A 26,546-nucleotide genomic window follows, 5' to 3' on the forward strand; every position below is an offset into this window, starting at 1 on the left:
TCCTCAACTATATCGATCAGTTATCTGTCGCGTTCGCAGACGTTATGCAGTAAGACGCGGTGCGACAGGTGTGGAAAGGTTGAGGCATGCATGACGAACACGGCGCTGCGCCGACGGGAGCCGCGCGGGCCGATGTGCTGCTGGCGACGATGCAGCAGGGGATGCGCGCGGGTGGGATCGAGGATCCCTCAGCCGATGCCGAGCTCATCCTCGCCCATGTGCTCGGCGAGACGCGCGGCCGCGTGCAGGCGCTCGCTGTGATGCGCGCGGAGATCGCCCCCGGCGCCGCGACTGCGGCGCAAGACCTCGCCGAGGAGCGCGCGCGGCGGATCCCGTTGCAGCACCTCACGGGCCGCGCACCGTTCCGTTCGATCGAGCTCGCGGTCGGTCCGGGGGTGTTCGTGCCCAGGCCGGAGACCGAGATCGTCGCTCAGTTCGCGATTGATGCGCTGCAATCGATTCCGGATCCCGAGCCCATCGCCGTGGATCTCTGCACCGGGAGCGGAGCCCTCGCGCTCGCGCTGGCGCACGAGGTGCCGGGGGCGCGCGTCTGGGCCGTGGAGCTGAGCCCCGAGGCGCACGCGTGGGCGGAGCGGAACGTCGCCGAGTGGGGCGACGGTCGAGTGACGCTGGTTCGGGGGGACGCGACCGCGCTCCCGACGATTGCGGAGCTCGCTCCGCTCACCGGTCGCGTGCACGTGCTGGTGACAAATCCGCCGTACGTGCCGAGCGGAATGGTGCCGCGCGATCCCGAAGTGCGCGATCACGACCCGCAGCTCGCCCTCTACGGGGGAGCGGACGGCCTCGACGTCGTGCGGAGCATCAGCCGATCAGCGCGCGGGCTCCTCGTTCCCGGCGGCACACTGGTGATCGAGCACGCGGAGACGCAGGGGCGTGCGATCAGGGAACTGCTGCTCGCGGACGGATGGCGGGCGGCCGCCACCCATCCGGACCTCACCGGCCGCGATCGGGCGACGACCGCGCTGAGCTGATGACCGGATCGGTCTGATCCCGTCGGTGAGCACCCCGACAGGGGTAGACTGGCGAGCTATGGCCGAGTTCTTCGATTGCTCCGACAGTTCGCAACTGCTCGCCGGCACGCGCACCGCGAGGCAGGCGATCGGCCGCGGCGAACTCGTCGTCCTTCCGACGGACACCGTGTACGGCGTCGCGGCGGATGCGTTCACCCCCGAAGCGGTGCAGCGTCTGCTCGACGCGAAGGGGCGCGGTCGCCAGTCGCCTCCGCCCGTGCTGATTCCGAACACCGACACGCTCGGCGCTCTCGCAGCGGAGGTCGTCGCCCCGGTGCGCGCACTCGCCGACGCGTTCTGGCCCGGCGCGTTGACCATCATCACCCAGTCCAACCCGCTGCTCAGCTGGGACCTCGGCGAGACGGGGGGCACCGTGGCGCTCCGGATCCCGCACCAGCCGCTGGCGCTCGAACTGCTGCGCGAGACCGGTCCGCTCGCCGTCTCCTCGGCGAACCTCACGGGCAGGCCGGCGGCGCGCACCGCGGCTGAAGCGCAGGAGATGCTCGGCGACTCCGTCGCGGTGTACCTCGAGGCGGGCCCCGCTGCCGGTGACGGGGTGGCATCGACCATCGTCGACGCCACCCGCCTGACGGAGGAGGGCGGAGAGATCCGTATCCTACGCGAGGGCGGCGTTTCGCGGGAACTCATCGCGGAGCTCCTCCCTCAGGTCGTGTTCGGGGAGTAGCGTGCTCGCCTACGTGACGGTGGTCGCGGTCGCGGCTCTCGTCACTGCGGTCGCCTCCTGGGGAGTGCTGCGTCTCAGTCGGCGCTACCGGTGGGCGCCCGAGGTGCGCGCACGGGACGTGCACAGTGCGCCGACGCCGCGGCTCGGCGGGGTCGCCATGTGCATCGGGATCCTCGCGGCGTTCGCAGCGGCGGCAACGCAGGACGAGTTCGCGTCCCTCTTCGCGCAGCGGGGCCAGATATGGGCATTGCTCGCCGCCTGCGGCATCATCGCCGTGGTGGGAGTGCTCGACGACCTGCTGGACCTCGACTGGATGATCAAGCTCGCCGCCCAGCTCGTCGCCTCGGGAGTACTCGCGTGGAGCGGCATTCAGATCGTCTCCCTGCCGTTCGGAGACACGCTCGTCATCGGATCCCCGATCGTGAACTTCGTCCTCACCGTCTTCCTGATGACGCTCGTGATGAACGCCGTCAACTTCGTCGACGGACTCGACGGGCTCGTCGCGGGAGTCGCGATCATCGCGAACTCGCTGTTCTTCATCTACACGCGTCTGCTCACCGATCAGATCGGACGGGTCGACTCCGTCGTCCTCGCGAGTCTCATCGCCAGCGTCATCGTCGCCATCTGCGCGGGGTTCCTGCCGTTCAACTGGCACCGCGCGCGCATGTTCATGGGCGACACGGGCGCGCTGCTCGTCGGGTTGCTGATGGCCACGTCGACGGTATCGGTCACCGGGCAGCTGAACCCGGCCGCCCTGGATCAGAAGCTCGTGCTCGCGAGCTATATTCCGATCATCCTGCCGATCGCGGTCATGGCGCTGCCGCTCGCGGATTTCTCGCTCGCGGTCGCCCGCCGATTGCGCGCCGGGAAGAGCCCGTTCACCGCGGACCGACTCCACCTGCATCATCGCCTCCTCGACATGGGGCATTCGCCGCTTCAGGCGGTCTGCATCTTCTACGCGGGCACCGCGGTCCTCTCGGTCGCGGTGCTGCTCGTCTTCACGACGCAGAGCTTCGTGCTTCCCATCGTGGTGCTGGTGCTCGGGGGAGCGGCGACGTTCGCGCTCCTCATGCTCCCGGCCCGGCGGGTGCGTGCAGCCGCGGCACGGCGGGGCTTGGTACCGTTGACGCGACGGCGCACCCGAGCCGACGCCGCCGGCGTCGATCCGCTGGCCCAGTCCGCGCCGCCGAAAGGACCCCAGAGTGAGTGATCTCGCGCAGTCGAACGAGACCGACCCTCGACCGATGCCCGCATCCCAGCCCGTGCTTCTGCGCGCGCTGAAGTGGGGCCTCATCGTCACCGCGGCCCTGATCGCGATCTTCGCGGTGATCGGATACCTCGTCTCGGGTCAGCCGGGCCTGTGGGGCGGCATGCTGGGCACGGCTCTGGGCGGGCTCTTCCTCATGATGACCGTCGGAAGCATCGCGTTCGCGAATCGCTTCATCGAGCGCGACTTCTACATCACGGCGTTCTTCGGCATCGTGCTCGGAAGCTGGGTCCTCAAGTTCATCGTCTTCATCGTCGCCGTCGTACTGCTCCGAGACGCCGACTGGCTCGACACACGGGTCATGTTCTTCGGAGTCATCGCGAGCGTGTTCGCCTCCCTCGTGCTCGACGTGATCGTGATCTCCCGTTCCCGCATTCCGATCCTCTCGGATTCACCGCGTTCCTGAACCTGTGATCACGCCGCTCCGAGTTTCTTCTGGGGCGGAAAGGTTGATACACTCAAATATGTTCCCTGCTGGGCTGGTTGCGCTGTGCCACCGCCGCCCCGGGGGCACGACCACCGTTCGACACCGTGCAGGCTGATGCCGCACCGAAGTCAGGAGAATGGCGCTGTTCGCTAACGCTATGCACCTCGTGGCCCCCGTTCTTTTCGCGGCCGAAGAGGGTGAATTCCACGCGCCGACGATGGCCGAGTTCTTCCCCGACATCGTGCTCTTCGAAGGTACGCCGTTCGCGATGAACCGGATCATGCTGATCCGTGTTCTCATGATGGTCGTGCTGCTGCTCCTCTTCTGGCTCGGCACGCGCCGGATGCGGGTCATCCCGACGCGCGGGCAGTCCCTGGCCGAGATGGCGCTCGACTTCGTGCGCGTCAACATCGCGGAGGATCTGCTCGGGAAGAAGGACGGACGCCGCTTCCTCCCCATCCTCACCGCGATCTTCTTCACGGTGCTGGCCTTCAACATCACGGGTATCATTCCGGGCCTCAACATCGCGGCGAGCTCGGTGATCGGCTTCCCGCTGACGCTCGCGGTCGTCTCGTACGTCACCTTCATCTACGCCGGAATCAAGAAGAGCCCGGGCAACTTCTTCAAGAACGCGCTCTTCCCGTCGGGTGTGCCGAAGGCGATCTACATCATCGTGACGCCGATCGAGTTCGTGTCGACGTTCGTGATCCGCCCCGTGACGCTCACCCTCCGTCTGCTGATGAACATGCTGGTGGGGCACCTCCTGCTCGTGCTCCTCTTCGCAGCGACGCAGTTCTTCCTGTTCTCGGGCGAGGGCTTCTTCAAGCTGTTCGGCGTCGGCACGTTCGCGTTCGGTGCGGCGTTCACGCTCTTCGAGATCCTCGTCGCCATTCTGCAGGCCTACGTCTTCGCACTTCTCACCGCCGTCTACATCCAGCTCGCGCTGGCTGAAGAGCACTAACCAATCGGGTTCGGCAACCGCCGCGCTCACATACGGAAGGAAACACATACCGTGTCTGTTCTCGCTGAAATCTCGGGCAACATCGCAACCGTCGGTTACGGCCTCGCCGCCATCGGACCCGCCATCGGCGTGGGTATCGTCGTCGGCAAGACCATCGAGGGTGTCGCCCGCCAGCCCGAGCTCGCCGGCCGCCTCCAGGTCCTCATGTGGATCGGTATCGCATTCACCGAGGCGCTCGCGTTCATCGCAATCGCGACGCCGTTCATCTTCGCTGCGTAAGCCGCTTTCACCTTTCCCTAGTCTCGAAAGGGAGGCTCGATGAATAACGCAGTCTTCGTTGCAGCGGAGGAGGGCGCGAACCTCAATCCGCTTCTCCCCGCAACGTACGACATCGTGTGGTCTGCGGTCGTCTTCGCCATCATCCTCGTCGCGTTCTGGAAGGTCTTCCTTCCCAAGATGCAGACGATGCTCGATGCGCGTGCAGAGGCGATCGAGGGCAACATCGCCAAGGCCGACGAGGCTCAGGCGAAGGCCGAGGCCGCACTTCAGGAGTACACCGCTCAGCTCGCCAGCGCCCGTCAGGAAGCCGGTGAGATCCGCGAGTCGGCTCGTCTGGACGCGAACAAGATCGTCGCGAAGGCCAAGGAGGATGCGGTGACCGAGCAGGCGCGCATCACCCAGGCCGCGCAGGCGCAGATCGAGGCCGAGCGTCAGAGCGCCGTCGTGTCGCTCCGCAAGGACGTGGGTTCCCTCGCCGTCGACCTCGCCTCGAGCGTCGTCGGCGAATCGCTCACCGACGACCAGAAGGCCTCGGCGCTCGTCGACCGCTTCCTGGCCGACCTCGAAGCATCCGAGAAGGCGGCTCAGTAATGGGAAGCGCGTCACGCGAAGCACTGGCCCAGGCGCGCACCGCGCTGGGGTCGGGTCTCGACACGAACGTCGGCGGTGAGCTGCTGCAGGCGGCGAGCCGGGTTGCTGAGAGCCCCGCGCTCGCAGCGGCGCTCGGCGACGCATCGGCCCCGGCCGAGGCGAAGTCGCAGCTGGTCGAGCGACTCTTCAGCGGTCTCTCCGCTGGCGCGCGCTCCGTACTCACCGCGGCCGTGCAGGCGCGGTGGTCGAATGTCGCCGAGTTCGTCTCGGGAGTCGAAGAGCTCGGCATTCGCGCGGAAGGCGCCGCGAACCCGGCGCTCTCCGACGAGCTCCTCGCCGTGGTCGATGTGATCGACCGCAACCATGAACTGCAACTCAGTCTCGGCAGCAAGCTGGCAGACCCTGCCGGCAAGCTCGCCCTCGTGCAGCGCCTCTTCCAGGGGAAGACCTCGGCTTCGGCCCTGACAGTCCTCTCGCATCTCGTCGCAAGCCCGCGCGGCCGGCGTCTCGACGCCACGCTGCGTCTGGCGGCATGCCTCGCGGCGGATGAGGCCGGAAGCGAACTCGCAACGGTCACCGTTGCGGCACCGCTCACGGCGGAGCAGCAGCAGCGTCTGGCACGCGCACTCGAGCGGTCGGCGGGGCGCCCCGTGCGCATCACGACCGTCGTCGATCCGGCCCTCGTCGGCGGGATCCGGGTGCAGATCGCCGATGACGTCATCGACGGCAGCGTTCGCGCGCGGCTCGACGATCTCCGACAGCAGCTCGCTGCATAGCGACAACTTTTCACCCCCGGGGGCGGCGCTTCCGGAACAGACAGAGGAAACGAAATGGCAGAACTCTCAATCAGCCCGGACGAGATCCGTAACGCGCTGAAGGACTTCGCAGCGTCGTACGAACCCACCGAGGCTGGCAAGACCGAGGTCGGCACGGTGGTCGACGCCGCTGACGGCATCGCGCACGTCGAGGGGCTCCCGGGCGTCATGGCGAACGAACTGATTCGCTTCGAAGACGGCACCCTGGGCCTCGCGCAGAACCTCGAGGAGAACGAGATCGGTGTCGTCGTGCTCGGCGAGTTCACCGGTATCGAAGAGGGCCAGCAGGTCACCCGCACCGGCGAGGTCCTCTCGGTCCCCGTCGGCGAGGGCTACCTCGGCCGCGTGGTCGACCCCCTCGGCAAGCCGATCGACGGCCTCGGCGAGATCACGGCGGTCGAAGGCCGCCGCGCCCTCGAGCTCCAGGCTCCCGGCGTGATGCAGCGCAAGTCGGTGCACGAGCCCCTGCAGACCGGTATCAAGGCGATCGACGCCATGATCCCCGTCGGCCGCGGCCAGCGCCAGCTCATCATCGGCGACCGCCAGACGGGCAAGACCGCGATCGCGATCGATACGATCATCAACCAGAAGGCGAACTGGGAGTCGGGCGACGTCACGAAGCAGGTGCGCTGCATCTACGTGGCCATCGGTCAGAAGGGCTCGACCATCGCTTCCGTGAAGGGCGCGCTCGAGGACGCGGGTGCGATGGAGTACACGACCATCGTCGCCTCGCCGGCATCGGATCCCGCGGGCTACAAGTACCTCGCCCCCTACACCGGCTCGGCCATCGGCCAGCACTGGATGTACGCGGGCAAGCACGTGCTCGTGATCTTCGACGATCTGTCGAAGCAGGCCGAGGCGTACCGCGCCGTGTCGCTGCTGCTGCGCCGCCCGCCGGGGCGCGAGGCGTACCCGGGCGATGTCTTCTACCTGCACTCCCGTCTGCTCGAGCGGTGCGCGAAGCTCTCGGATGAGCTCGGTGCGGGTTCGATGACCGGTCTCCCGATCATCGAGACCAAGGCGAACGACGTGTCGGCGTACATCCCGACCAACGTGATCTCCATCACCGACGGCCAGATCTTCCTGCAGTCGGACCTCTTCAACTCCAACCAGCGCCCTGCGGTCGACGTGGGCATCTCGGTGTCCCGCGTCGGCGGCGATGCGCAGGTGAAGTCGATCAAGAAGGTCTCGGGCACGTTGAAGCTGGAGCTCGCCCAGTACCGCGCGCTCGAAGCCTTCGCGATGTTCGCCTCGGATCTCGATGCCACCAGCCGCAAGCAGCTCGCTCGCGGTGCGCGCCTCACCGAGTTGCTCAAGCAGCCGCAGTACACGCCGTACCCGGTGGAGGAGCAGACGGTATCGATCTGGGCCGGCACCAAGGGCTTCATGGACGACGTGCCCGTCGAGGACATCCTCCGCTTCGAGCGCGAGTTCCTCGACTACCTCGGGCGCAACTCGGCGGTGCTGAGCACGCTCCGCGAGACCAACGTCCTCGATGACGCGATCATCTCCGAGCTCGAGAGCCAGATCGGCAAGTTCACCGGCGAGTTCCGCACGTCCAGCGGCCAGTCGCTGAGCGAGCAGTTCGACGCGATCGACGAAGCCGAGATTCAGCAGGAGCAGCTGGTCGTCAACAAGAAGTAGGGATCAGTGAGCGGGGGCGCCGCCCCCGCTCACCCCGAACCTTGATCACGAGCCAGCCCCAACCACTACAGGAGAGACATGGGAGCGCAACTTCGGGTCTACCGGCAGAAGATTCGTTCTGCCCAGACGACCAAGAAGATCACCCGTGCGATGGAGCTGATCGCGGCATCTCGCATCCAGAAGGCGAAGGCGCGCGTCGAAGCCTCGACGCCGTACACGACCGCGATCACCCGCGCGGTTTCGGCCGTCGCCACGCACTCGAATTCCGATCACCCGCTGCTCACCGAGGCCGAGAAGGTGGAGCGCGCTGCCGTCGTCATCTTCACGTCGGACCGCGGCCTCGCCGGCGCCTTCAACTCGCAGGTGCTCCGCGAAGCCGAGGAGCTCACCGAGCTGCTCCGCAGCGAGGGCAAGGACGTGGTGTACTACCTCATCGGCCGCAAGGCGCAGGGGTACTTCTCGTTCCGACGCCGCGCCTCCGAGCGCGTCTGGACGGGCGACACCGAGAACCCGACGTTCGAGACCGGCAGCGAAGTCGCAGAGGCTCTGCTCGAGATCTTCGGGCGTCCCGCTGCTGAGGGCGGCGCGCAGGAGATCCACCTCGTCTACAACCGGCTGATCAGCATGGTCAGCCAGCTGCCGCAGGTGCATCGTCTGCTTCCTCTGCAGATCGTCGAGGGCGTCGCCGAGGCGACCGACGCGCCGGAGTCGCTGTACGAGTTCGAGCCGGACGCCGATACCGTGCTCGACCGACTGCTTCCGGCGTACATCGAGTCCCGCGTGTACAACGCGATGCTCGAGTCGGCAGCGGCGAAGCACGCCGCGACGCAGAAGGCGATGAAGTCCGCAAGCGACAACGCCGATTCGCTGATCCGGGATTACACCCGCCTCGCGAACAACGCGCGCCAGGCGGAGATCACCCAGCAGATTTCCGAGATCGTGGGCGGCGCTGACGCGCTGTCCGGTTAATTCAGCACGAAGAGAGAGAATCATGACCGAAACCGCCGCAGTGGCGACTGAGGCCACCAAGGTTGTCGGGCGGATCGCTCGAGTCACCGGCCCCGTCGTCGACATCGAGTTCCCCCACGATGCGATTCCCGACGTCTACAACGCGCTCGAGACGAGCGTCGACTTCGGCGATGGCACCGAGTCTTCGAAGCTCGTCCTCGAGGTTGCGCAGCACCTCGGCGACAACCTCGTCCGCGCCATCGCCCTGAAGCCGACCGACGGTCTCGTCCGCGGCCAGGAAGTGTTCGACACCAACGGGCCGATCAGCGTTCCCGTCGGCGACATCACCAAGGGCAAGGTCTTCGACGTCGCGGGCAACGTGCTCAACCTCCCCGAGGGCGAGACCATCGAGGTCGCCGAGCGCTGGGGAATCCACCGCACGCCCCCGTCGTTCGATCAGCTCGAGTCGAAGACCGAGCTCTTCGAAACCGGCATCAAGTCGATCGACCTCCTGACGCCGTACGTTCAGGGCGGCAAGATCGGTCTGTTCGGCGGCGCCGGCGTGGGCAAGACCGTGCTGATCCAGGAGATGATCCAGCGAGTCGCGCAGGATCACGGCGGCGTGTCCGTATTCGCGGGCGTCGGTGAGCGCACCCGTGAGGGCAACGACCTCATCCACGAGATGGAGGAGGCGGGCGTCTTCGACAAGACCGCACTCGTCTTCGGCCAGATGGACGAGCCGCCGGGAACCCGTCTCCGCGTCGCGCTCTCGGCACTGACCATGGCGGAGTACTTCCGCGATGTGCAGAAGCAGGACGTGCTGCTCTTCATCGACAACATCTTCCGCTTCACGCAGGCGGGGTCCGAGGTGTCGACGCTGCTCGGCCGCATGCCCTCCGCCGTGGGCTACCAGCCGAACCTCGCCGATGAGATGGGCGTGCTCCAGGAGCGCATCACCTCGACGCGCGGCCACTCGATCACCTCGCTCCAGGCGATCTACGTCCCCGCGGACGACTACACCGACCCCGCACCGGCCACGACGTTCGCGCACCTCGACGCGACGACCGAGCTGTCGCGCGAGATCGCTTCGAAGGGTCTGTACCCCGCGATCGATCCGCTGACGTCGACCTCGCGCATCCTCGATCCGCGCTACTTGGGCGAGGACCACTACCGCGTGGCGACCACGGTCAAGGCGATTCTGCAGAAGAACAAGGAGCTCCAGGAGATCATCGCGATCCTCGGTGTCGACGAGCTCTCCGAAGAGGACAAGATCACCGTGTCGCGCGCACGTCGCATCCAGCAGTTCCTCTCGCAGAATACCTACATGGCGAAGAAGTTCACGGGTGTCGAGGGATCGACGGTTCCGCTCAAGGAGACGATCGAGTCGTTCGACGCGATCACCAAGGGCGAGTTCGACCACGTCGCAGAGCAGGCGTTCTTCAACGTCGGCGGCATCAGCGACGTCGAGGAGAACTGGGCGAAGATGCAGAAGGATCTGGCCTAAGCGATGGCGCTGAACGTGAGCGTCGTCTCGGCCGAGCGGCAGGTCTGGTCGGGTGAAGCCGCCCAGGTCATCGCCAAGACGGTCGAGGGCGAGATCGGCATTCTCAGCGGTCACGAGCCCCTGCTCGCGCTTCTTGCGAAGGGCGAGGTCCGCGTCACGACGGCGGGCGGCGAGAAGGTCGCCGTCGAGGCGGAGGACGGGTTCCTGTCCGTCGACCACGACACCATTACCATCGTCGCGGGTCGCGCAACCGTAGCGTAATCCGCAGCACCGACGACAGGCCGGTCGCGCTCCTTCGGGAGCGGCGATCGGCCTTTCGTCTGCCCAGCACGAAAGGCACGCATGCTCCTCCTGCTCCCACCCTCGGAGACCAAGCGCTCGGGCGGCACCGGCGTCTTCGATCCCTCGCGTCTGCGTTTCGCAGACGAACTCGACGAGAGCAGAAGCCGCGTGCGCAGTGCGCTGGAGGCGCTCAGCGCGGACGAGGAGTCCGCTGCGAAGGCGCTCAAGCTCGGCGTCAAGAATCGGGGTGAGCTCGGGCACAATCTGCGTCTCGGCGACAGCGGCGTGCTCCCGGCGATCGAGCGATACACGGGCGTGCTGTACGACGCGCTCGACGTCGCCACGCTCGATGAGCGTTCTCGCGCCTGGCTCGATGACCACGTCGCCGTGCAATCGGCGCTCTTCGGGATCATCGGCGCAGGCGACGAGATCCCGGCCTATCGCCTCTCGGCGAGCTCCCGCCTGCCCGCGCTCGGAGTGCCGTTGAAGCGCCTCTGGGCGGGCGCCCACTCCGACGTCGCCTGGTCGGACGCTCCGGGAATCGTGCTCGATCTCCGCTCACAGGATTACGGCGCTCTGGCCCCGCTCCCCGCCGGAGCCGGCTGGTTCGTGCACGTCGCGCAGCGCAGTGACGACGGCGAGGTGCGTGCGCTCAACCACTTCAACAAGGCGGCGAAGGGAGACCTGGTACGTCGCCTGGCGCAATCGCAGGCCGCGATCGATGATGTCGACGCGCTGCTGCAGTGGGGTGAGGGTGCTGGGCTCGAGCTGCATGCCGACCCGGACGATCGCCTGCTCACGCTCGTCACCGACCTCGGGGCTCCGGGACGGGCGACATCGCGCGAGACGGATGCAGGGTAATATGGCTCGGGTGTCGATGAGAGGGAAGCTGTGACGGCTCGCGGAGAGAACGGAGTTCGGCGACGCCTGAACTACCGTGCCGGGGGCGAGCTGGAGCTCGAGCTCTCGTGGTTCGCGGTGACGGACGTAGGACGACGCCGTGACAGCAACCAGGACAGTTACGTGACGATCCCGCCCGTGTTCGCGATCGCGGACGGCATGGGCGGCCACTCGGCCGGGGAGATCGCGTCCGCTGCGGTGGTGCGGCGCCTCGCCGAACTCGGCGGCAAGGATCTCGTCAGCGAGCAGGACATCGACGGCACGTTGAGCGACGCCGTCGACGATATCGAGCTCGATGCCGGGGATACGGAGCTCGGCGCCGGGACGACGGTCACCGGAGTCGTGCTCGGCACGGATGCGGAGCCGACGTGGAAGGTCTTCAACATCGGAGACTCCCGCGTCTATCAGTACTTCAAGGGCGCACTGAGTCAGATCACCGTCGATCACTCGGTCGTGCAGCACCTCATCGACACGGGTGCGATCACCGAGGAAGAAGCGGAAGTGCATCCGCACGCGAACGTGATCACGCGAGCGGTCGGATTCAACGAGGCGCCCATTCCGGATTACACGTCGCTCGCGCTCATCCCGGGCCAGCGCATCCTGATCTGCTCCGATGGCCTCACCAAGGAGCTCACCGATGTGGGAATCCAGCACTTCCTGGCAACGGAGGCCACTGCCGAGTCCGCCGCGCGCTCCCTCGTGCATCACGCGCTCGAGAATGCCGGTCGTGACAATGTCACCGTCGTGGTGATCGACGTGCACGCGGTCGGAGACGTCGTCGACACCGGCAGTCTCGAGGGATCCGGCATCGATCTCGGCGAGGTTCCGGGGAGCTCGTGCTCGGAGGCCGATCGGAGTCGAACGCCGTCCGTCGTAACGACGGCACCGCCGCGCTCCGCGGAGTCGCGGGAGGGCCTCAACCCGTCGGTCGATCAGGATTTGGCGGGAAGCGACGGCGAGCAATCGTTCGGCGAAACCGACTTCGGCGGCATCGAGCCCGTGATCCTGCCCGACGCACCCAGCACGTCGCGCCCCGAGCGCGGCTGAGGGGGCCTCGGCGGCGCCGAAGCCCCCTCAGCCTACTCTCCGGCCGCGGCGAACGACTCGTCGAGCACGCTCATCACATCGGCGATCATCTCGTCGCTCATCTTCAGCGACGGCAGGAAGCGGATCGCCTGATTGTGCACGCCGCTGCTCAGGAGCAGCACGCCGCGCTGCGCCGCTGCATCGATCACGCGGGCGACGAGGTCGGCATCCGGTTCGAGAGTGCCCGGCTTCGTGATCTCGATGGCGAGCATCGCCCCTCGGCCGCGGACCTCGGCGATCGCGGGGAAGCGCTCCTGCAGCGCACGCAGGCCGCTCCCGAACGAGGCTTCGATCCGTCGTGCCTCGTCGAGCAGCCCGAGTGCGTCGATCTGCTCGAACACGGCGACCGCGGCGGCGCACGAGACGGGATTGCCGCCGAAGGTGCCTCCGAGGCCACCGGGCTGCGACTGGTCCATGATGTCGGCCCGGCCGGTGATGCCGGCGAGCGGCAGGCCTCCCGCGATCCCCTTGGCGGAGAGCACGATGTCGGGAACGACGCCGAACTGCTCGATCGAGAAGACGGTACCGGTGCGGGCCATGCCCGCCTGCACCTCGTCGGCGATGAATACCACTCCGTTCGCGCGGCACCACTCGGCGAGCGCGGGGAGGAAGCCGTCGGCGGGCACGATGAACCCGCCTTCGCCCTGAATGGGTTCGACGACGAGGCAGGCGAGGTCCGCCGCGCCGGCCTGCTTCTCGAGGTACGCGATCGTGCGCGCAGCCGCCTCCGGGCCCGAGAGACCATCGTGCAGCGGGTAGGAGTTCGGCGCCTTGTAGATGTCGCCGACGCGCGGGCCGTACCCGAGCGCGTATGGTGCGGCCTTGTGATTCATGCTGCTCGTGAGGAGCGTGCGGCCGTGGTAAGCGTGCTCGAGCACGGCGACGCCGGGTCGGCCGGTGAACTTGCGGGCGATCTTCACCCCGTTCTCGACGGCTTCGGCGCCGGAGTTCATGAGCAGAGTCTTGTAGGGTGCGGCATCCGTCGAACCCGGTACGTGCTTGGCGAGGCGCTCCGCCACCTGCACGTACGGCTCGTACGGCGTCATCGTAAACAGCGTGTGGGTCACGTTCTGCAATTGCGCCGTCGCAGCCGCGACCACGCGATCGTCGGTGTGGCCGATCGTGGTGACGCCGATGCCCCCGCAGACGTCGATGATCTGGTTGCCGTCGACGTCGACGAGGATCGAGTCGTGCGCGCGCTCGATGTAGACCGGCAGCACGCTGTGCACCCCGGGAGGCACGACCGCGCGGCGCCGCTCGTGGATCTCCTTCGAGCGGGGGCCGGGGATCTCGGTGCGCACGAGACGCTCCTGCGGAACGGACGATTCGGTGCCGACTGCTGCGGTGCTGGTCGCTGAACTCATGGTCTCGATCCTACTCTCGCAGCGGCGCGGCAACGTTTAGAGTGGGGCCATGAAGGATCTGCACGAGTACCGCATCGGCATCGAGTGGACGGGCAATCGGGGCACCGGGACGAGCGGGTACCGCGCGTACGGGCGGGAGCTGCTGATCCGGGCCGCGGGGAAGGCGGCGCTTGAGGGCTCCGCCGATCCCACGTTCCACGGCGACCGCGATCGGTGGAATCCCGAGGAGCTGCTCGTCTCCGCGCTGGCGCAGTGCCACATGCTCTCGTACTTGCACATGGCCGTGCGCGCCGGGGTGGTCGTCACGGCCTACACCGACGATGCGATCGGTGTGATGCGGCAGCGGGGGGTCGGCGGGGCCTTCGAAGAGGTCGTGCTGCGACCGCGCGTCACGGTCGCCGAAGCTCAGATGGTCGATGCGGCGCGAGCGGCGCACGCCGACGCCTCGGATGCGTGCTTCATCGCGAACTCCGTGAACTTCCCGGTGCGCCACGAGCCCGAGATCATGGTCGCTGCGGGGGAGTGACCGAGCGCCTCGCGGCACGATCAGTTCGGTGCGCGGTTTTCAATACAATGGAAGCCATGGCCACCCCCTCCTCGTTCTTCCTGACGACGCCCATCTTCTACGTCAACGACGCCCCGCACATCGGGCACGCCTACACCGAAGTCGCCGCCGATGTGCTGGCGCGATGGCACCGCCAGGCCGGGGACGACACCTGGTTCCTCACGGGCACCGACGAGCACGGCCAGAAGATCCTGCGCACGGCGACCGCGAACGGCGTCGCCCCGAAGGAATGGGCGGATCGGCTCGTCGAGTCGTCGTGGAAGCCGCTGCTCGACCTGATCGACATCTCCAACGACGATTTCATCCGCACGACCGACGCGCGCCACGAGGAGGGCGTTGCGAAGTTCCTGCAGAAGCTCCACGACGACGGCCACGTCTACGCGGGCGAGTTCGAGGCGCTGTACTGCGTCGGGTGCGAGGAGTTCAAGCCGAAGAGCGAGATCGTCGACGGCACGGGCGAGTTCGAGGGTCAGAAGGTCTGCGCGATCCACTCGAAGCCGCTCGAGCTGCTGCAGGAGAAGAACTACTTCTTCAAGATGAGCGCGTTTCAGGATCGTCTCCTCGCCCTGTACGAGGAGCGCCCCGATTTCGTGCAGCCGGCCAGTGCGCGGAACGAGGTCATCGCCTTCGTGCAGCAGGGGCTCGAAGATCTCTCCATCTCGCGCACCTCGTTCGACTGGGGCATCCCGATTCCGTGGGATTCCTCGCACGTCACCTACGTGTGGTTCGACGCGCTCCTCAACTACGTCACCGCGATCGGGTACGGGCAGGACGACGAGGAGTTCGCACGTCGCTGGCCCGCGAATCACCTCGTCGGCAAGGACATCCTCCGCTTCCACGCCGTGATCTGGCCGGCGATGCTGATGGCTGCCGGGCTCGACGTGCCGAACCACGTCTTCGCGCACGGCTGGCTGCTGGTGGGGGGCGAGAAGATGTCGAAGTCGAAGCTCACCGGTATCGCTCCGAACGAGATCACCGACACCTTCGGCTCCGATGCCTTCCGCTACTACTTCATGCGTGCGATCTCGTTCGGTCACGACGGCTCGTTCAGCTGGGAGGACCTGGCGGCCCGGTACCAGGCCGAGCTCGCGAACGGCTTCGGCAACCTCGCCAGCCGAGTGCTCGCGATGAACGCGAAGTACTTCGAGTCCCGGGTTCCGGATGCGGGCGAGGAGCTGGCCGCGGACGCGGCGATCCGAGAGCTGGCGGCCTCAGCAGCGGAACGTGCCGACCAGCACATCGAGGCCTTCGCGATCCACGACGCCATCGCCGCGATCTGGGAGCTCGTCGACGCGCTCAACGGGTACATCACCGAGCAGGAGCCCTGGGCCCTCGCGAAGGACGCCGAGCAGCGTGCTCGCCTCGGCACCGTGCTCTACACCGCGACGGAGGGGCTGCGCGTGCTCGCCGAGCTGCTCGCGCCTGTGGTGCCTCGCGCGACGAACAAGCTGTGGGCGGCGCTCGGGGCAGAGGCGACCCTCGGAGCACTCGACGAGCAGCCGATCCGCGATGCGGCCGTGTGGGGCAAAATCGCTCCGGGAACCGAGCAGCAGGCACTCGCCGTGCTGTTCCCGCGCATCGACACGGACGAGACGAGCAAGTGACCGAGTCTGCGGCGAGCATTCCCGAAGGCGGTCTGCGCAAGCGCGCCCAATCCGGAGGCCGCGACCTGACCCGACCGGAGGCACCCGAACCGCTTCCGCTGCCGATCTACGACAACCACACGCACCTCGAGTTCGAGGACGGTGTGGATCAGCTCGATCCGCTCGACTCGTTGGCGCGTGCCGAGGCCGTCGGCGTGCGCGGCGTGGTGCAGGTCGGAACCGACCTCGAGACCAGTCGCTGGAGCGCGCAGCTGGCGGCGGGCGACGCTCGAGTGCTCGCGGCGGTCGCGCTCCATCCGAACGAAGCTCCCCGAGTGGCGGAGCAGGGGATGCTGCACGAGCAGCTCTCCGAGATCGCGCGACTCGCGGCTCAGCCCCGGGTGCGCGCCATCGGGGAGACCGGACTCGACTTCTTCAGAACCGGAGAGGAGGGTCGTGGAGCGCAGATCGAATCGTTCGAGGCGCACATCGAGATCGCGAAGGCGCACGGAATCGCGCTGCAGATCCACGACCGGGATGCGCACGACGAGGTGGTCGCGACGCTGCTCCGCGTCGGAGCGCCTGAGCGGACGGTCTTCCACTGCTTCTCGGGCGATGTTCGGCTCGCCAAGATCTGCAACGAGCGCGGCTGGTACGTCTCCGTGGCGGGGCCGTCGACCTTCAAGAACGCTCCGGTGCTGCGCGAAGCGCTCGCCATCACCAAGCCGGAGCTGCTGCTGATGGAGACCGACGCTCCGTTCCTGACTCCGGAGCCCTTCCGCGGCCGACCGAACGCGCCGTACCTCCTGCCGTACACGGTTCGCCGTCTCGCCGAGACCCTGGGTCGCCCGCTCGACGAGGTGTGCGCGCTGGTGGCCGCGAACACCGAGCGCGTCTACGGCTCGTGGGAGCCCGAGCCGGCAGAGGCCGCGGCGTGAGCGACGACGACCGCGAGGCGTCCGCCCTCCTCGGGCCGGCGCAGGTGCGCGAGCTCGCCGAGCGGCTCGGAGTCTCGCCGACCAAGAAGCTCGGCCAGAACTTCGTGATCGACCCCAATACCGTGCGCAAGATCGTGCGTCTCGCCGGTGTGCGTCGCGGAGAACGCGTCGTCGAGGTCGGCCCCGGGCTCGGATCGCTGACGCTCGGGCTCACCGAGGCGGGGGCCGCGGTCACCGCGGTCGAGATCGATCATCGGCTCGCCGCTGAACTCCCCGCGACGGTCGCCGCGATGCAGCCCGATGTGTTCGAGGACCCCGCTCGCGCGCGCCTGAACGTCGTACGCAGCGACGCGCTCGAGGTATCCGCCTCCGACTTCGCGGCGGACGACCCGCCGGCGCTGCTCGTCGCGAACCTGCCGTACAACGTCTCGGTGCCGATCCTGATGCATCTGCTCGAATTGCTGCCCGAGCTTCGGGCCGGTCTCGTGATGGTGCAGGCGGAGGTGGGGTATCGCATCGCCGCCCAGCCGGGTTCGAAGGAGTACGGCTCGCCGAGCGCGAAAGCCGCCTGGTACGGCCACTGGAGCATCGCGGGAACCGTCAGTCGGCGCATCTTCTGGCCGGTGCCCGGGGTCGATTCCGTGCTCGTGCGCTACGAACGACGAGAGACCCCCCGGGGCACCGAGGCCGAGCGCCGCCTGACGTTCGATCTCGTGGGTGCCGCCTTCGCGCAGCGTCGGAAGATGCTCCGCCAAGCGCTGCAGCCGGTACTCGGCGGATTCGAACGAACGGTCGCGGTCATCACGGAGGCCGGGTTGAACCCCGAAGCGCGGGCAGAGCAGCTCGCCGTCGAGGAATTCCTCGCGATCGCGCGAATCGCGGCGCGTTTCACGTCTCCCGGGGAGTGAGCCCGAGCGAGAGTGCGTGCAGCAGCTCGGTGAACCGGACGATGTCGCTGACCGTCCACCGCCCCATCGCGTCTCGGAGCTCGTGCTCCTTCTCTCCGCGCGTGACCGCGAGACGGTGAGCGCCGAACTCGCTCAGCGAGATGCGCATCGACCGGCCGTCGCTCGGATCGGGAGCCCGGTCGATGAGCCCGCGCTCGTCGAGCTCGCGGATGGTGCGGCTCATCTGCCCCTTATCCGTGAGCAGGATCTCGGTGAGCTCGGAGAGCGTGGCGCTCCCGATCCGCGAGATCGTGGTCAGCACTTTGTACGCCCCGGGAAGCATCCCCTCGCTCACCTGCGATGCGTTGGCCATCGCCGAACGGCGGAACTGGGTGAAGATGAGCTCGAACTCGCGTTCGAGCGCTTCGAAGGCCTGTGAGCGAGGGTCGCTTCCGCGAGACACGGCGCTACCTCCTCGACGACGGATTCGGCTCGTCATCGTCGATCACGGGAATGCTCCCGGTAGCGGTCAGCACCGACATGCCCTCCGACGTCGAGACAGTGGCGAGATCCGCCTCGGACGCACGGGCTCGCTCGCTGTTCGTCATGCTGGTGAGCGGCGTGTTCGGGAGGAAGAGGATCGCGAGCAGGCTGAGCACTGCGAACGGCACGGCGATGAGGAACGAGTGCGAGATGCCCTGCGCGTAGACGTCTTCGACGATGATGCGGATCGCATGGGGCATCGACGATACCTCGGGGAGTGCGCCCGACTTCAGCTGCTGCGCGACGGCGGCGCCCTCCTCTCCGAGCGACTGGAGGGCGGTGCCCATCTTGCGGAGGATCGTTTCCGAGCCCATCAGATCGGACACCTTGGTTGCGAGTGCCGCTCCCATCACGGAGACGCCGATGGTGCCGCCGAGGCTGCGGAAGAAGGTGACGCCCGAGCTCGAGACGCCGATCTGCGAGGGCTCCGTGGTGTTCTGCACGACGAGCACGAGGTTCTGCATGGTCATGCCCACGCCGGCGCCGAGCAGGAACATGTACAGCGACACCAGCGCGAAGTTCGTGTCGTAGTGGATGGTCGAGAGCATCGTCGATCCGGCGATGAGCAGGATCGCCCCCACGATGAGGTACGGCTTCCACTTGCCGTACTTCGTGATGAGGCCGCCCACGCCGATCGACGCGAGCAGCAGACCGGCGATCATCGGGATGGTCATGACGCCCGCCTGGGTCGGGGTGGCGCCGCGCGAGAGCTGCATGTACTGGCTCAGGAACACCGAAGAGCCGAACATCGCGATGCCGGTCGCGATCGATGCGACGACGGCGAGCGTGAACGTGCGGCTGCGGAAGAGCGTCAGCGGGATGAGCGGCTCCTTCGAGCGCAGCTCGACGATGATGAAGAGCACTGCGGCGAGGAGGGCGCCGCCGACCATGAGCAGCGTGGTGAGGCTCCACCAGTCGTAGTCCTTGCCGGCGTTGGTCACCCAGATGAGCAGCAGGGAGACGGCTGCGGAGAGCAGCACGATGCCGAAGTAGTCGATGCTCGTGCGCTTGCGCGGGCGCTTCGGCAGATGCAGGGTCTTCTGCACGATGAACAGTGCGGCGACGGCGAACGGGAGCGCGACGAAGAAGTTCCAGCGCCAGTTGATGGAGTCGGTGATCACGCCGCCGAGCAGCGGGCCGCCGACCGTCGAGAGCGCCATGACCGCTCCGAAGAGGCCCATGTAGCGGCCGCGTTCGCGCGGGCTGATGATGTCGGCCATGATGACCTGGCTGAGGGCGGCGAGCCCGCCGGCGCCGATGCCCTGCACGGCGCGGAAGGCGATCATCGTGCCAGGATCCTGCGAGAACCCGGCGGCGGCCGTCGCGAGGACGAATACGCCGATCGCGAGCTGGAAGAGGAGTTTGCGGTTGAAGAGGTCGGAGAGCTTGCCCCAGATCGGGGTCGAGATCGCCGTGGTGAGCAGGGTCGCGGTGACGACCCAGGTGTAGGCGGCCTGGTCGCCCTCGAGGTCGTGAATGATGACGGGAAGCGAACTCGACACGACGGTCGAGGCGAGCATCGAGACGAACATGCCGAGGAGCAGGCCCGAGAGCGCCTCGAGTACCTGGCGATGCGTCATCTTCGGCGGTTCCGTATGGGCGGATGCGGGGAGAGACATGAGTTCCTGATTCTGTGTGCTGGGGCGGCACCGGACGCGAGGGGCGTCGCTCGATGCGGGTGAAGCGTCGGTTGATGCAAGTCAACTGTTGACAGAGATCAACCATACCGCTTGGTTGATGCTTGTCAACTAACGAGTCTGTGTTTCACGGGCGTCAAGTCGCCGACTCGGCTTGCGCTAGCGTAGGACCATGGGTAGGAGCCGAGGGGGCCCGGTCACGGTGCGCGCGCCCGGGAAGATCAATGTATTTTTCCGTGTCGGAGCGCTGCAATCCGACGGGTACCATGACGTCGCCTCGCTCTACCAGGCGGTCTCGCTCTTCGAGGAGGTGACCGCCGTGCATGCGGAGGGCTTCTCGATTCAGTTCGTCGGCCCCGTCGACGCATCCGCCCTGCCGCTCGACGACTCGAACCTCGCCATCGCCGCCGCGAGGCTCCTGGCCCGTCGCACCGGATACCGCGGGGGTGTCGCGCTCACCGTGCTGAAGCGCGTGCCGATCGCGGGCGGCATGGGCGGTGGATCGGCGGACGCCGCCGCCACGCTCGTCGCGTGCGACGAGCTGTGGGGCACGGGGCTCGGCAGGGCGGGCCTCCTGCCGCTCGCCGCGGAACTGGGCGCCGACGTGCCGTTCGCGCTCGAGGGGGGCACCGCGGTCGGCACGGGGCGCGGGGACGAGCTCAGCCCGGCGCTCGCCCAGGGCGACTTCCACTGGGTGCTCGCGCTCTCCGATTCGGGGCTCAGCACGCCGGTCGTCTACCGCACGCTCGACGAGCACCGCGACCGGCACGCCAGCGACCTCGGGCCGCAACCCGACCTCGTGAAAGTGGAGACCGCCGTGCTGCAGGCCGTGCGCGTCGGGGATGCCGATTCGCTCGCGGACGCCATGCACAACGATCTGCAGGTCGCCGCACTCAAACTCGCGCCGGAGCTGACGGAGATTCTCGAGCTGGGGGAGTCGCGCGGGGCGCTCGCGGGAATCGTCTCGGGCTCCGGGCCGACGATCGCGTTCCTCGTGGGCACACCGCAGGAGGCGGCGGAGGTGCGCGCCGTGCTCGGTCGGCGCGGCTTCCGGGCGCTGACGGTGAGCGGTCCGGTGCCGGGCGCACGCGTGATCTGAGCGGGATCGCGATGCCGGGAACCGAGGATCCCGTTTCTACGGGGAATAGGATCGGGCCGCTCGGCGCTGCACCGTGGGTGAGTGAAACGACGCCCGCGGACGAGACGATCCGCGTCGATATCTGGTCAGACATCGCCTGCCCCTGGTGCTACCTCGGCAAGCACCGGTTCGAAGCCGGAGTGCGAGCATTTCACGAGCAGCACCCCGACGTCGCGATCGAGGTCGAGAGCCACAGTTTCGAGCTCGCACCCGACACGCCGCTCGACTTCGCCGGCAGCGAGGTCGACTTCCTCGTGCACCACAAGGGCATGCCCGCTGAGCAGGTCGAGCAGATGCTCGGGCAGATGACCGAGCTCGGCGCGTCCGAGGGCGTCGAGTTCCGCTTCGACGACGTGCAGCACGCGAACACGCAGCGCGCGCACCGCGTGCTGCACCTCGCCCGGGATCGCGGCGTGCAGGCCGAGGTGCAGGAGCGACTGTTCCGCGCCTACTTCGCGGAGGGCGCGGATATGTCGGACGCGGATGCCCTCGCCCGGCTCGGAGCCGAGGCCGGGCTCGATGGCGACGAAGTGCGTGCCGCGCTCGATGACGACGCCTATGGCGAGGCGGTGCAGCGCGACATCGTGCGCGCGCGGCAGCTCGGCATCAGCGGCGTGCCGTTCTTCCTGCTCGACGAGAAGTACGGCGTCTCCGGAGCCCAGTCGGCCGACGCCTTCGCGAACGTCTTCGAGCAGGTGCTCGGATTCCAGCGCGGAGATGCTCCGGCCCGCACCGTCTAGACCCGACCCCGTTCAGAAGGAGTACCCCCATGACCGATCAGCATCCGACCGAGCCCGCCGCGGCAGAGGTTCCGCCCCTCGACGCGCGACCCGAACTCGACGGCGCCGCATCGTTCGCCGACGCCGAGACGCGCGAGATCATGAATCTGCTCGGCGACGGGGGAGCCTGCTGCGGAGGCTCGTGCTGCGCGGCATGAACGCGTGACGCATCGACGCCGCATCGCTCCGACGCCGTCTGCCCGTCACGACTACGCTTGAGGGGATATGGCGCATCTACTGGGAGCCGAGGCCCTGCACCTCGAAGTACCGACCAAGACCGTGTTCGACTCGGTGACGCTCGGCGTGTCCGAGGGCGACAGGATCGGCATCGTCGGTCGCAACGGCGACGGCAAGTCGAGCCTGCTGATGATGCTCGCGGGGCGGCGCGAGCCCGACGGCGGCCAGGTGACCCTGCGCGGCGGCACGACCGTCGGCGTGCTCGATCAGGCGGACGTCTTCGATGCGGGCGGCACCGTCGGGCGCACCGTCGTCGGCGACCGCGAGGAGTACGAGTGGGCGAGTGACCCGCAGGCTCGAGAGGTGATCGCCGGCCTCATCTCCGATCTGGACTGGGAAGCCCCGCTCGAAGCGCTCTCGGGAGGCCAGCGCCGCCGTGTGGCGCTCGCCCGGCTCCTCGTGCAGCAGCACGACATCGTCTTCCTCGACGAGCCCACCAACCACCTCGACGTCGAGGGCATCGCCTGGCTCGCGAACCATCTGAAGCGGCGCTGGCCGAAGGGCCAGGGCGCTCTGCTCGTCGTCACGCACGACCGGTGGTTTCTCGACGAGGTCTGCAACACCACCTGGGAGGTGCACGACCGCGTAGTCGAACCGTTCGAGGGCGGGTACGCCGCATACATCCTGCAGCGCGTCGAGCGCGATCGTCAGGCCGCGGCCATCGAGCAGAAGCGGCAGAATCTCGCGCGCAAGGAGCTCGCGTGGCTGCGGCGGGGGGCGCCGGCCCGAACGTCGAAGCCGAAGTTCCGCATCGACGCGGCGAACGAGCTGATCGCCGACGTGCCCGAGATCCGGGATCGCGTCTCGCTGCAGTCGATGGCCGTCGCCCGCCTCGGCAAAGAGGTGGTCAACCTCGTCGAAGCGGGGGTGGAGTACGGCGGCCGGGTGATCCTCGACGGCGTGGACTGGCTGCTCGCGCCGGGCGAGCGCACGGGCATTCTGGGGGTGAACGGAGCGGGCAAGTCGACGCTGCTGGGGCTCATCTCGGGCACTATCGAGCCGACGTCGGGGCGCGTCAAGCGCGGCAAGACGGTGCAGGTGGCGACCCTCACGCAGCGACTCGACGAGCTCGAGGAGCACCTGCAGGATCCGGTGCGCACGGTGATCGACGGTCTGCGCACGAGCTTCACGGTCGGCTCCGGCTCGAAGGCTCAGGAACTGACGCCGGGCCAGCTGCTCGAGCGCATGGGGTTCACCAGCGCGCAGCTGTCGACGCCCGTGAAAGACCTCTCCGGCGGGCAGAAGCGCCGCCTGCAACTGCTCCTGATCCTGCTCGACCAGCCCAACGTGCTGATCCTCGACGAGCCGACGAACGACCTCGACACCGACATGCTGGCGGCGATGGAGGATCTGCTCGACTCCTGGCCGGGCACGCTCATCGTGGTGTCGCACGACCGGTACTTCCTCGAGCGCGTGACCGATCAGCAGTACGCCATCCTCGATCGGCGCCTGCGGCACCTGCCGGGCGGGGTCGACCAGTACCTCGAACTGCGGGCCGCCGAAGACGCGGGTGCCCCGGCGGCGCAATCGCCCTCCGGCGGCGCGAGCGCCCCGAGCGCCGAGCGCACTCCGGCCCTCAGCGGCGCCGAACGGCGTGCCGCCGAGAAGGAGCTCTCCGCCGTCGAGCGCAAGATGGAGCGGCTGCAGCGCGACGCCGCCCAGGCGCGCACGGGCCTCGCGTCGATGGATCAGAGCGACTACACGGCGCTGAACGCTGAGATGACGAAGATCACGGCGCTCGAGGACGAGGTCGCGGCGCTCGAGGAGCGCTGGCTGGAGCTCTCGACCGAACTGGAGTAGTGCCGCTCGGCGGGCGGTGCCGCACAATGGAGTGATGCATGATCCGCGTTGGCTCCAGCTCATCGACCGAGTCCGCGCGGACACGCCGCGGCTCCTCGAGGACTTCCTCGCCGAATTGAGCACGCACGACGGGTACGTCGGCGACGCGGTCGCCGCCGACGACATCGAGCGCACGGCGAGAAACGCCTTCGCGCTCTTCGCGTCGCGGCTCGCGGGAGACGCCGGTGCGGAGGAGCCGTCGGCGTTCGCGGAGGCGCTCGGCCGCCGTCGGGCGCGCCAGGGCGTGCGCGTCGAACGGTTCATGGAGGCCGTGCGCATCAACTTCCGCGTGCTGTGGCGCGGGCTCGAGCGCGCCGCCCGGCCCGATCTCACCGATGCGCTGCTCGCGCACGGCGAGCAGGTGCTCGACGTCGTCGAACGGTACGCGACGGAGGTGCAGCGGGCGTTCCTCGAGGAATCGGACTCGATGGCGCAGCAGCATCGCACCGCGAAGGAGCGCGCGCGGGCACGGCTCTTCTCCGGTCAGGCCACGGGCGACGAGCTGCTCGCGATCGCGCACATGCTGCGGCTCTCGACGTCGGTCGAATACGAGATGCTCGCGACGACGCGCGACGGGGAGCGACTGTCCCGCGAGGTGCTCGAGAACGGCGGGCAGTACTTCGATGACGGCGATACGACGGTGCTGCTGCGTCCACGACGCGGTCCCATCGACTGGGTCGACGCCGACCCCGGGCTCGCGGGCGGATACGTCTCGCGCGTGCACGGCCTCGATCTCGTGGGGCGGGCGGCCGCCATCGCCGTCGATCTGGCCGAGCGCGCCGACGAGGGGGCGGTCTGCCGGCTCCGCGACGGCTTCGCCTCGATCGCTCGTGAGACGATGCTCGAGCGTCTCGCCGGATTCACGCACGAGCTCACCGGGGCGTTCGACGCGATCCCCGAGGGGGAGCGCGACCGCCTCGCCGTCACCCTGCGCACCTTCATCAGGACGGGATCCATGCAGCGCACGGCCGAGGAGCTCTTCCTCCACCGCAACACCGTGCTCAAACGGCTGCGCGCGTTCCAAGACCTCAGCGGCCTCGACGTCACCGTGCCGCGCGACGCCGCCATCGCGATGGTGATCCTCGACCTCTGAAGAGCGCACGGGCGGGTGTCCGATTGCACACGGAGCGCCGGCAAGCGGAGGCGATCCGACATGCATCGCGGCCCGCTCCCGCCCTAGCCTCGAAGCATGCGGGATCACCCGCGCCCGGCAGCCTCGCCGCCGGAGGAGTACACGGAATCGGAGGCACCCATGATCTCGGACACGCAGACGCAGCGCATTCTCGACGCGGTCGACGCAGCATTCGACGAGCAGATCCGCGCCACCGCGGACCTCGTCGCGGCCCCCTCGCTCCGCGCCGGCGAAGAAGCCGCTCAGGATCTCATCGAGGGGCGCATGGCGGCGCTCGGCCTCGACATCGATCGGTGGACGATCGGATCGCCCGAGCTCGAGGCCCACCCCGGGTACGGCCCGTCGACGGTCGACTACGCCAGCATGACCAATGTCGTGGGCACCTACACGCCCGCCCGCGAGGTGGGGCGATCGCTCATCCTGAACGGGCACATCGACGTCGTGCCCGAGGGGCCGGAGGAGCAGTGGTCGCGCTCGCCGTGGGACGCGGAGGTGCGCGACGGGTGGATGTACGGTCGCGGGGCGGGCGACATGAAGGCCGGTCTCATCGCCAACCTGTTCGCCTTCGACGCGCTGCGGCGCGCCGGACTCGCCCCGACGGCTCGCGTGCACCTGCAGTCGGTCGTCGAGGAGGAGTGCACGGGGAACGGTTCGCTGGCGGCGCTGCTGCGGGGGTACGAGGCCGAGGCCGTCATCATCTCGGAACCCGAGGAGGATGCGCTCGTGCGCGCGAACGTCGGCGTGCTGTGGTGCACGATCCGGGTGAGCGGCGAGCCGACGCACCCGCGGGAGATGGCGAACGGGTTCAACGCGATCGATGCCGCCTACGAGGTGATCGGTGCGCTTCGGGGGCTCGAGGCGGAGTGGAACGCCGAGCAGTATCAGCACCCGTACTTCGAGGATCTGGATCACCCGATCAACTTCAACATCGGCGGTATTCGAGGCGGCGATTGGCCGTCGAGTGTTCCTGCGTGGTGCGAGCTGCGGCTCCGCGTTGCACTGTACCCCGGCATGACGGCCTCCGACGCGCACGCCGCGGTCGAGCAGTGCGTGCGCGAGGCCGCGTCGGGGTCGGCCGAGCGCCGTCCGTTCGACGTGCAGGTCACACCCGACGGGTTCTACGCCGAGGGCTACGTGCTCGAGCCCGGAAGCGACGCCGAGGCGGTGCTCGAGCGGACGCATCGGGCGGCGTTCGGCCGCGAACTCACGAGCTTCACCACGCCCGGGTACCTCGACGGCCGCGTGTTCGTGAACTACGGCGGTACGCCGACGCTCGTGTACGGGCCGGTGTCCGAGAACATCCACGGCTTCGACGAGCGCGTCAGCATCGAGTCGATCCGGCGCTGCACGCAATCGATGGCGCTCTTCATCGCGGAGTGGTGCGGGGTCGAAGAAATCGCGTGAGCTCGGGCGTGTGCGTCCGAGGTACTGGGTAGCCTGGAGGGAGACCCCGCGCGAACATCGAGCGCGCGGGCATGCGTGCC

Annotated in this window: 27 protein-coding genes; 24 read left to right on the plus strand and 3 right to left on the minus strand. The window is 68.0% G+C overall.

All coding sequences use genetic code 11. The features are described 5' to 3' along the window. Nucleotides 1-86 precede the first annotated feature (86 nt). From prmC to PQI23_RS11865, 14 genes are all read left to right on the plus strand, one after another. The gene (gene prmC, locus PQI23_RS11800; RefSeq protein WP_445238431.1) at nt 87-992 is read left to right on the plus strand and encodes a peptide chain release factor N(5)-glutamine methyltransferase; all 906 of its coding nucleotides are present in this window, start codon (nt 87-89) and stop codon (nt 990-992) included. A 58-nt stretch (nt 993-1,050) separates the two neighbouring features. Next, nucleotides 1,051-1,716: an L-threonylcarbamoyladenylate synthase gene (locus PQI23_RS11805; RefSeq protein WP_339974754.1), complete on the plus strand. Its 666-nt coding sequence runs from the start codon at nt 1,051-1,053 to the stop codon at nt 1,714-1,716. Nucleotide 1,717: 1 nt separating this feature from the next. Next, nucleotides 1,718-2,926: an MraY family glycosyltransferase gene (locus tag PQI23_RS11810; protein ID WP_339974756.1), complete on the plus strand. Its 1,209-nt coding sequence runs from the start codon at nt 1,718-1,720 to the stop codon at nt 2,924-2,926. 34 nt (nt 2,927-2,960) lie between these two features. Continuing rightward, nucleotides 2,961-3,389: a 3-oxoacyl-ACP reductase gene (locus tag PQI23_RS11815; protein ID WP_339974758.1), complete on the plus strand. Its 429-nt coding sequence runs from the start codon at nt 2,961-2,963 to the stop codon at nt 3,387-3,389. A 178-nt stretch (nt 3,390-3,567) separates the two neighbouring features. After that, complete coding sequence (gene atpB / locus PQI23_RS11820) at nt 3,568-4,371, plus strand: F0F1 ATP synthase subunit A (protein WP_339974760.1); 804 nt, start codon at nt 3,568-3,570, stop codon at nt 4,369-4,371. Nucleotides 4,372-4,422: 51 nt separating this feature from the next. Then, on the plus strand, nt 4,423-4,650 hold the full coding sequence (gene atpE / locus PQI23_RS11825) for an ATP synthase F0 subunit C (protein WP_010157574.1): 228 nt from the start codon (nt 4,423-4,425) through the stop codon (nt 4,648-4,650). 39 nt (nt 4,651-4,689) lie between these two features. Further along, the gene (locus PQI23_RS11830) at nt 4,690-5,241 is read left to right on the plus strand and encodes a F0F1 ATP synthase subunit B (RefSeq protein WP_339974766.1); all 552 of its coding nucleotides are present in this window, start codon (nt 4,690-4,692) and stop codon (nt 5,239-5,241) included. Beyond that, nucleotides 5,241-6,017 carry a F0F1 ATP synthase subunit delta gene (locus PQI23_RS11835; RefSeq protein WP_339974768.1) on the plus strand — a complete coding sequence of 259 codons (777 nt, stop codon included), beginning with the start codon at nt 5,241-5,243 and terminating at the stop codon, nt 6,015-6,017. Before PQI23_RS11830 ends, PQI23_RS11835 begins: the two co-directional genes overlap by 1 nt. Nucleotides 6,018-6,071: 54 nt before the next feature. Next, a complete protein-coding gene (gene atpA / locus PQI23_RS11840) occupies nt 6,072-7,700 on the plus strand; it encodes a F0F1 ATP synthase subunit alpha (RefSeq protein ID WP_339974770.1) in 1,629 nt (542 codons plus the stop codon). 78 nt (nt 7,701-7,778) lie between these two features. Then, nucleotides 7,779-8,669: a F0F1 ATP synthase subunit gamma gene (locus tag PQI23_RS11845; protein WP_339974772.1), complete on the plus strand. Its 891-nt coding sequence runs from the start codon at nt 7,779-7,781 to the stop codon at nt 8,667-8,669. Nucleotides 8,670-8,691: 22 nt separating this feature from the next. Continuing rightward, nucleotides 8,692-10,152 (plus strand): F0F1 ATP synthase subunit beta, encoded by a 1,461-nt coding sequence (gene atpD / locus PQI23_RS11850; protein WP_339974774.1) that lies wholly within the window; start codon nt 8,692-8,694, stop codon nt 10,150-10,152. Between the two features lie 3 nt (nt 10,153-10,155). Next, entirely contained in the window at nt 10,156-10,413 is a 258-nt protein-coding gene (locus PQI23_RS11855; protein ID WP_339974775.1) for a F0F1 ATP synthase subunit epsilon, read from the plus strand. An 81-nt stretch (nt 10,414-10,494) separates the two neighbouring features. Further along, nucleotides 10,495-11,295, plus strand: a complete 801-nt coding sequence (locus PQI23_RS11860) for a YaaA family protein (RefSeq protein WP_339974777.1) — start codon at nt 10,495-10,497, stop codon at nt 11,293-11,295. Nucleotides 11,296-11,325: 30 nt separating this feature from the next. Next, entirely contained in the window at nt 11,326-12,381 is a 1,056-nt protein-coding gene (locus tag PQI23_RS11865) for a PP2C family protein-serine/threonine phosphatase (RefSeq protein ID WP_339974779.1), read from the plus strand. A gap of 32 nt (nt 12,382-12,413) precedes the next feature. On the opposite strand, the gene PQI23_RS11870 is transcribed toward PQI23_RS11865, so the two are convergent. After that, nucleotides 12,414-13,784, minus strand: coding sequence for an aminotransferase class III-fold pyridoxal phosphate-dependent enzyme (locus tag PQI23_RS11870; RefSeq protein ID WP_339974781.1), 1,371 nt, complete (start codon nt 13,782-13,784; stop codon nt 12,414-12,416). A 49-nt stretch (nt 13,785-13,833) separates the two neighbouring features. Between PQI23_RS11870 and PQI23_RS11875 the strand changes: the two genes are divergently transcribed. From PQI23_RS11875 to rsmA, 4 genes are read left to right on the plus strand one after another with little or no spacing between them, the layout of a single operon-like run. Next, the gene (locus PQI23_RS11875; protein ID WP_339974783.1) at nt 13,834-14,310 is read left to right on the plus strand and encodes an OsmC family protein; all 477 of its coding nucleotides are present in this window, start codon (nt 13,834-13,836) and stop codon (nt 14,308-14,310) included. A 47-nt stretch (nt 14,311-14,357) separates the two neighbouring features. Further along, entirely contained in the window at nt 14,358-15,953 is a 1,596-nt protein-coding gene (gene metG / locus PQI23_RS11880) for a methionine--tRNA ligase (protein ID WP_339974784.1), read from the plus strand. Continuing rightward, the gene (locus PQI23_RS11885) at nt 15,950-16,870 is read left to right on the plus strand and encodes a TatD family hydrolase (RefSeq protein WP_339974786.1); all 921 of its coding nucleotides are present in this window, start codon (nt 15,950-15,952) and stop codon (nt 16,868-16,870) included. Before metG ends, PQI23_RS11885 begins: the two co-directional genes overlap by 4 nt. After that, nucleotides 16,867-17,778 carry a 16S rRNA (adenine(1518)-N(6)/adenine(1519)-N(6))-dimethyltransferase RsmA gene (gene rsmA, locus PQI23_RS11890; RefSeq protein ID WP_339974788.1) on the plus strand — a complete coding sequence of 304 codons (912 nt, stop codon included), beginning with the start codon at nt 16,867-16,869 and terminating at the stop codon, nt 17,776-17,778. The genes PQI23_RS11885 and rsmA overlap by 4 nt, the downstream gene beginning before the upstream one ends. Here the strand turns inward: rsmA and PQI23_RS11895 are convergent. Both PQI23_RS11895 and PQI23_RS11900 read right to left on the minus strand, forming a co-directional pair. After that, the gene (locus tag PQI23_RS11895) at nt 17,759-18,220 is read right to left on the minus strand and encodes a MarR family winged helix-turn-helix transcriptional regulator (protein WP_339974790.1); all 462 of its coding nucleotides are present in this window, start codon (nt 18,218-18,220) and stop codon (nt 17,759-17,761) included. The two genes, rsmA and PQI23_RS11895, sit on opposite strands and share 20 nt — an antisense overlap. 4 nt (nt 18,221-18,224) lie before the next feature. Next, nucleotides 18,225-19,919, minus strand: a complete 1,695-nt coding sequence (locus PQI23_RS11900; protein ID WP_339974792.1) for an MDR family MFS transporter — start codon at nt 19,917-19,919, stop codon at nt 18,225-18,227. Between the two features lie 190 nt (nt 19,920-20,109). Here PQI23_RS11900 and PQI23_RS11905 point away from each other — a divergent pair, with 190 nt between their 5' ends. The 6 genes from PQI23_RS11905 to PQI23_RS11930 all read left to right on the plus strand — a co-directional run bounded on the left by PQI23_RS11905 (nt 20,110) and on the right by PQI23_RS11930 (nt 26,466). Then, nucleotides 20,110-21,036 (plus strand): 4-(cytidine 5'-diphospho)-2-C-methyl-D-erythritol kinase, encoded by a 927-nt coding sequence (locus tag PQI23_RS11905; protein ID WP_339974794.1) that lies wholly within the window; start codon nt 20,110-20,112, stop codon nt 21,034-21,036. 77 nt (nt 21,037-21,113) lie between these two features. Next, on the plus strand, nt 21,114-21,815 hold the full coding sequence (locus tag PQI23_RS11910; protein ID WP_339974796.1) for a DsbA family oxidoreductase: 702 nt from the start codon (nt 21,114-21,116) through the stop codon (nt 21,813-21,815). Nucleotides 21,816-21,844: 29 nt separating this feature from the next. Beyond that, nucleotides 21,845-22,012, plus strand: a complete 168-nt coding sequence (locus PQI23_RS11915) for a hypothetical protein (RefSeq protein ID WP_339974798.1) — start codon at nt 21,845-21,847, stop codon at nt 22,010-22,012. Nucleotides 22,013-22,079: 67 nt separating this feature from the next. Then, on the plus strand, nt 22,080-23,891 hold the full coding sequence (locus tag PQI23_RS11920; RefSeq protein WP_339974800.1) for an ABC-F family ATP-binding cassette domain-containing protein: 1,812 nt from the start codon (nt 22,080-22,082) through the stop codon (nt 23,889-23,891). 34 nt (nt 23,892-23,925) lie between these two features. Next, nucleotides 23,926-25,023, plus strand: a complete 1,098-nt coding sequence (locus PQI23_RS11925) for a helix-turn-helix domain-containing protein (protein WP_339974802.1) — start codon at nt 23,926-23,928, stop codon at nt 25,021-25,023. Between the two features lie 159 nt (nt 25,024-25,182). Further along, complete coding sequence (locus PQI23_RS11930) at nt 25,183-26,466, plus strand: ArgE/DapE family deacylase (RefSeq protein WP_339974827.1); 1,284 nt, start codon at nt 25,183-25,185, stop codon at nt 26,464-26,466. Nucleotides 26,467-26,546: the final 80 nt, after the last annotated feature.

Source organism: Leucobacter sp. USCH14 (genome assembly GCF_037619215.1).
In the GTDB taxonomy this organism is placed as follows: domain Bacteria; phylum Actinomycetota; class Actinomycetes; order Actinomycetales; family Microbacteriaceae; genus Leucobacter.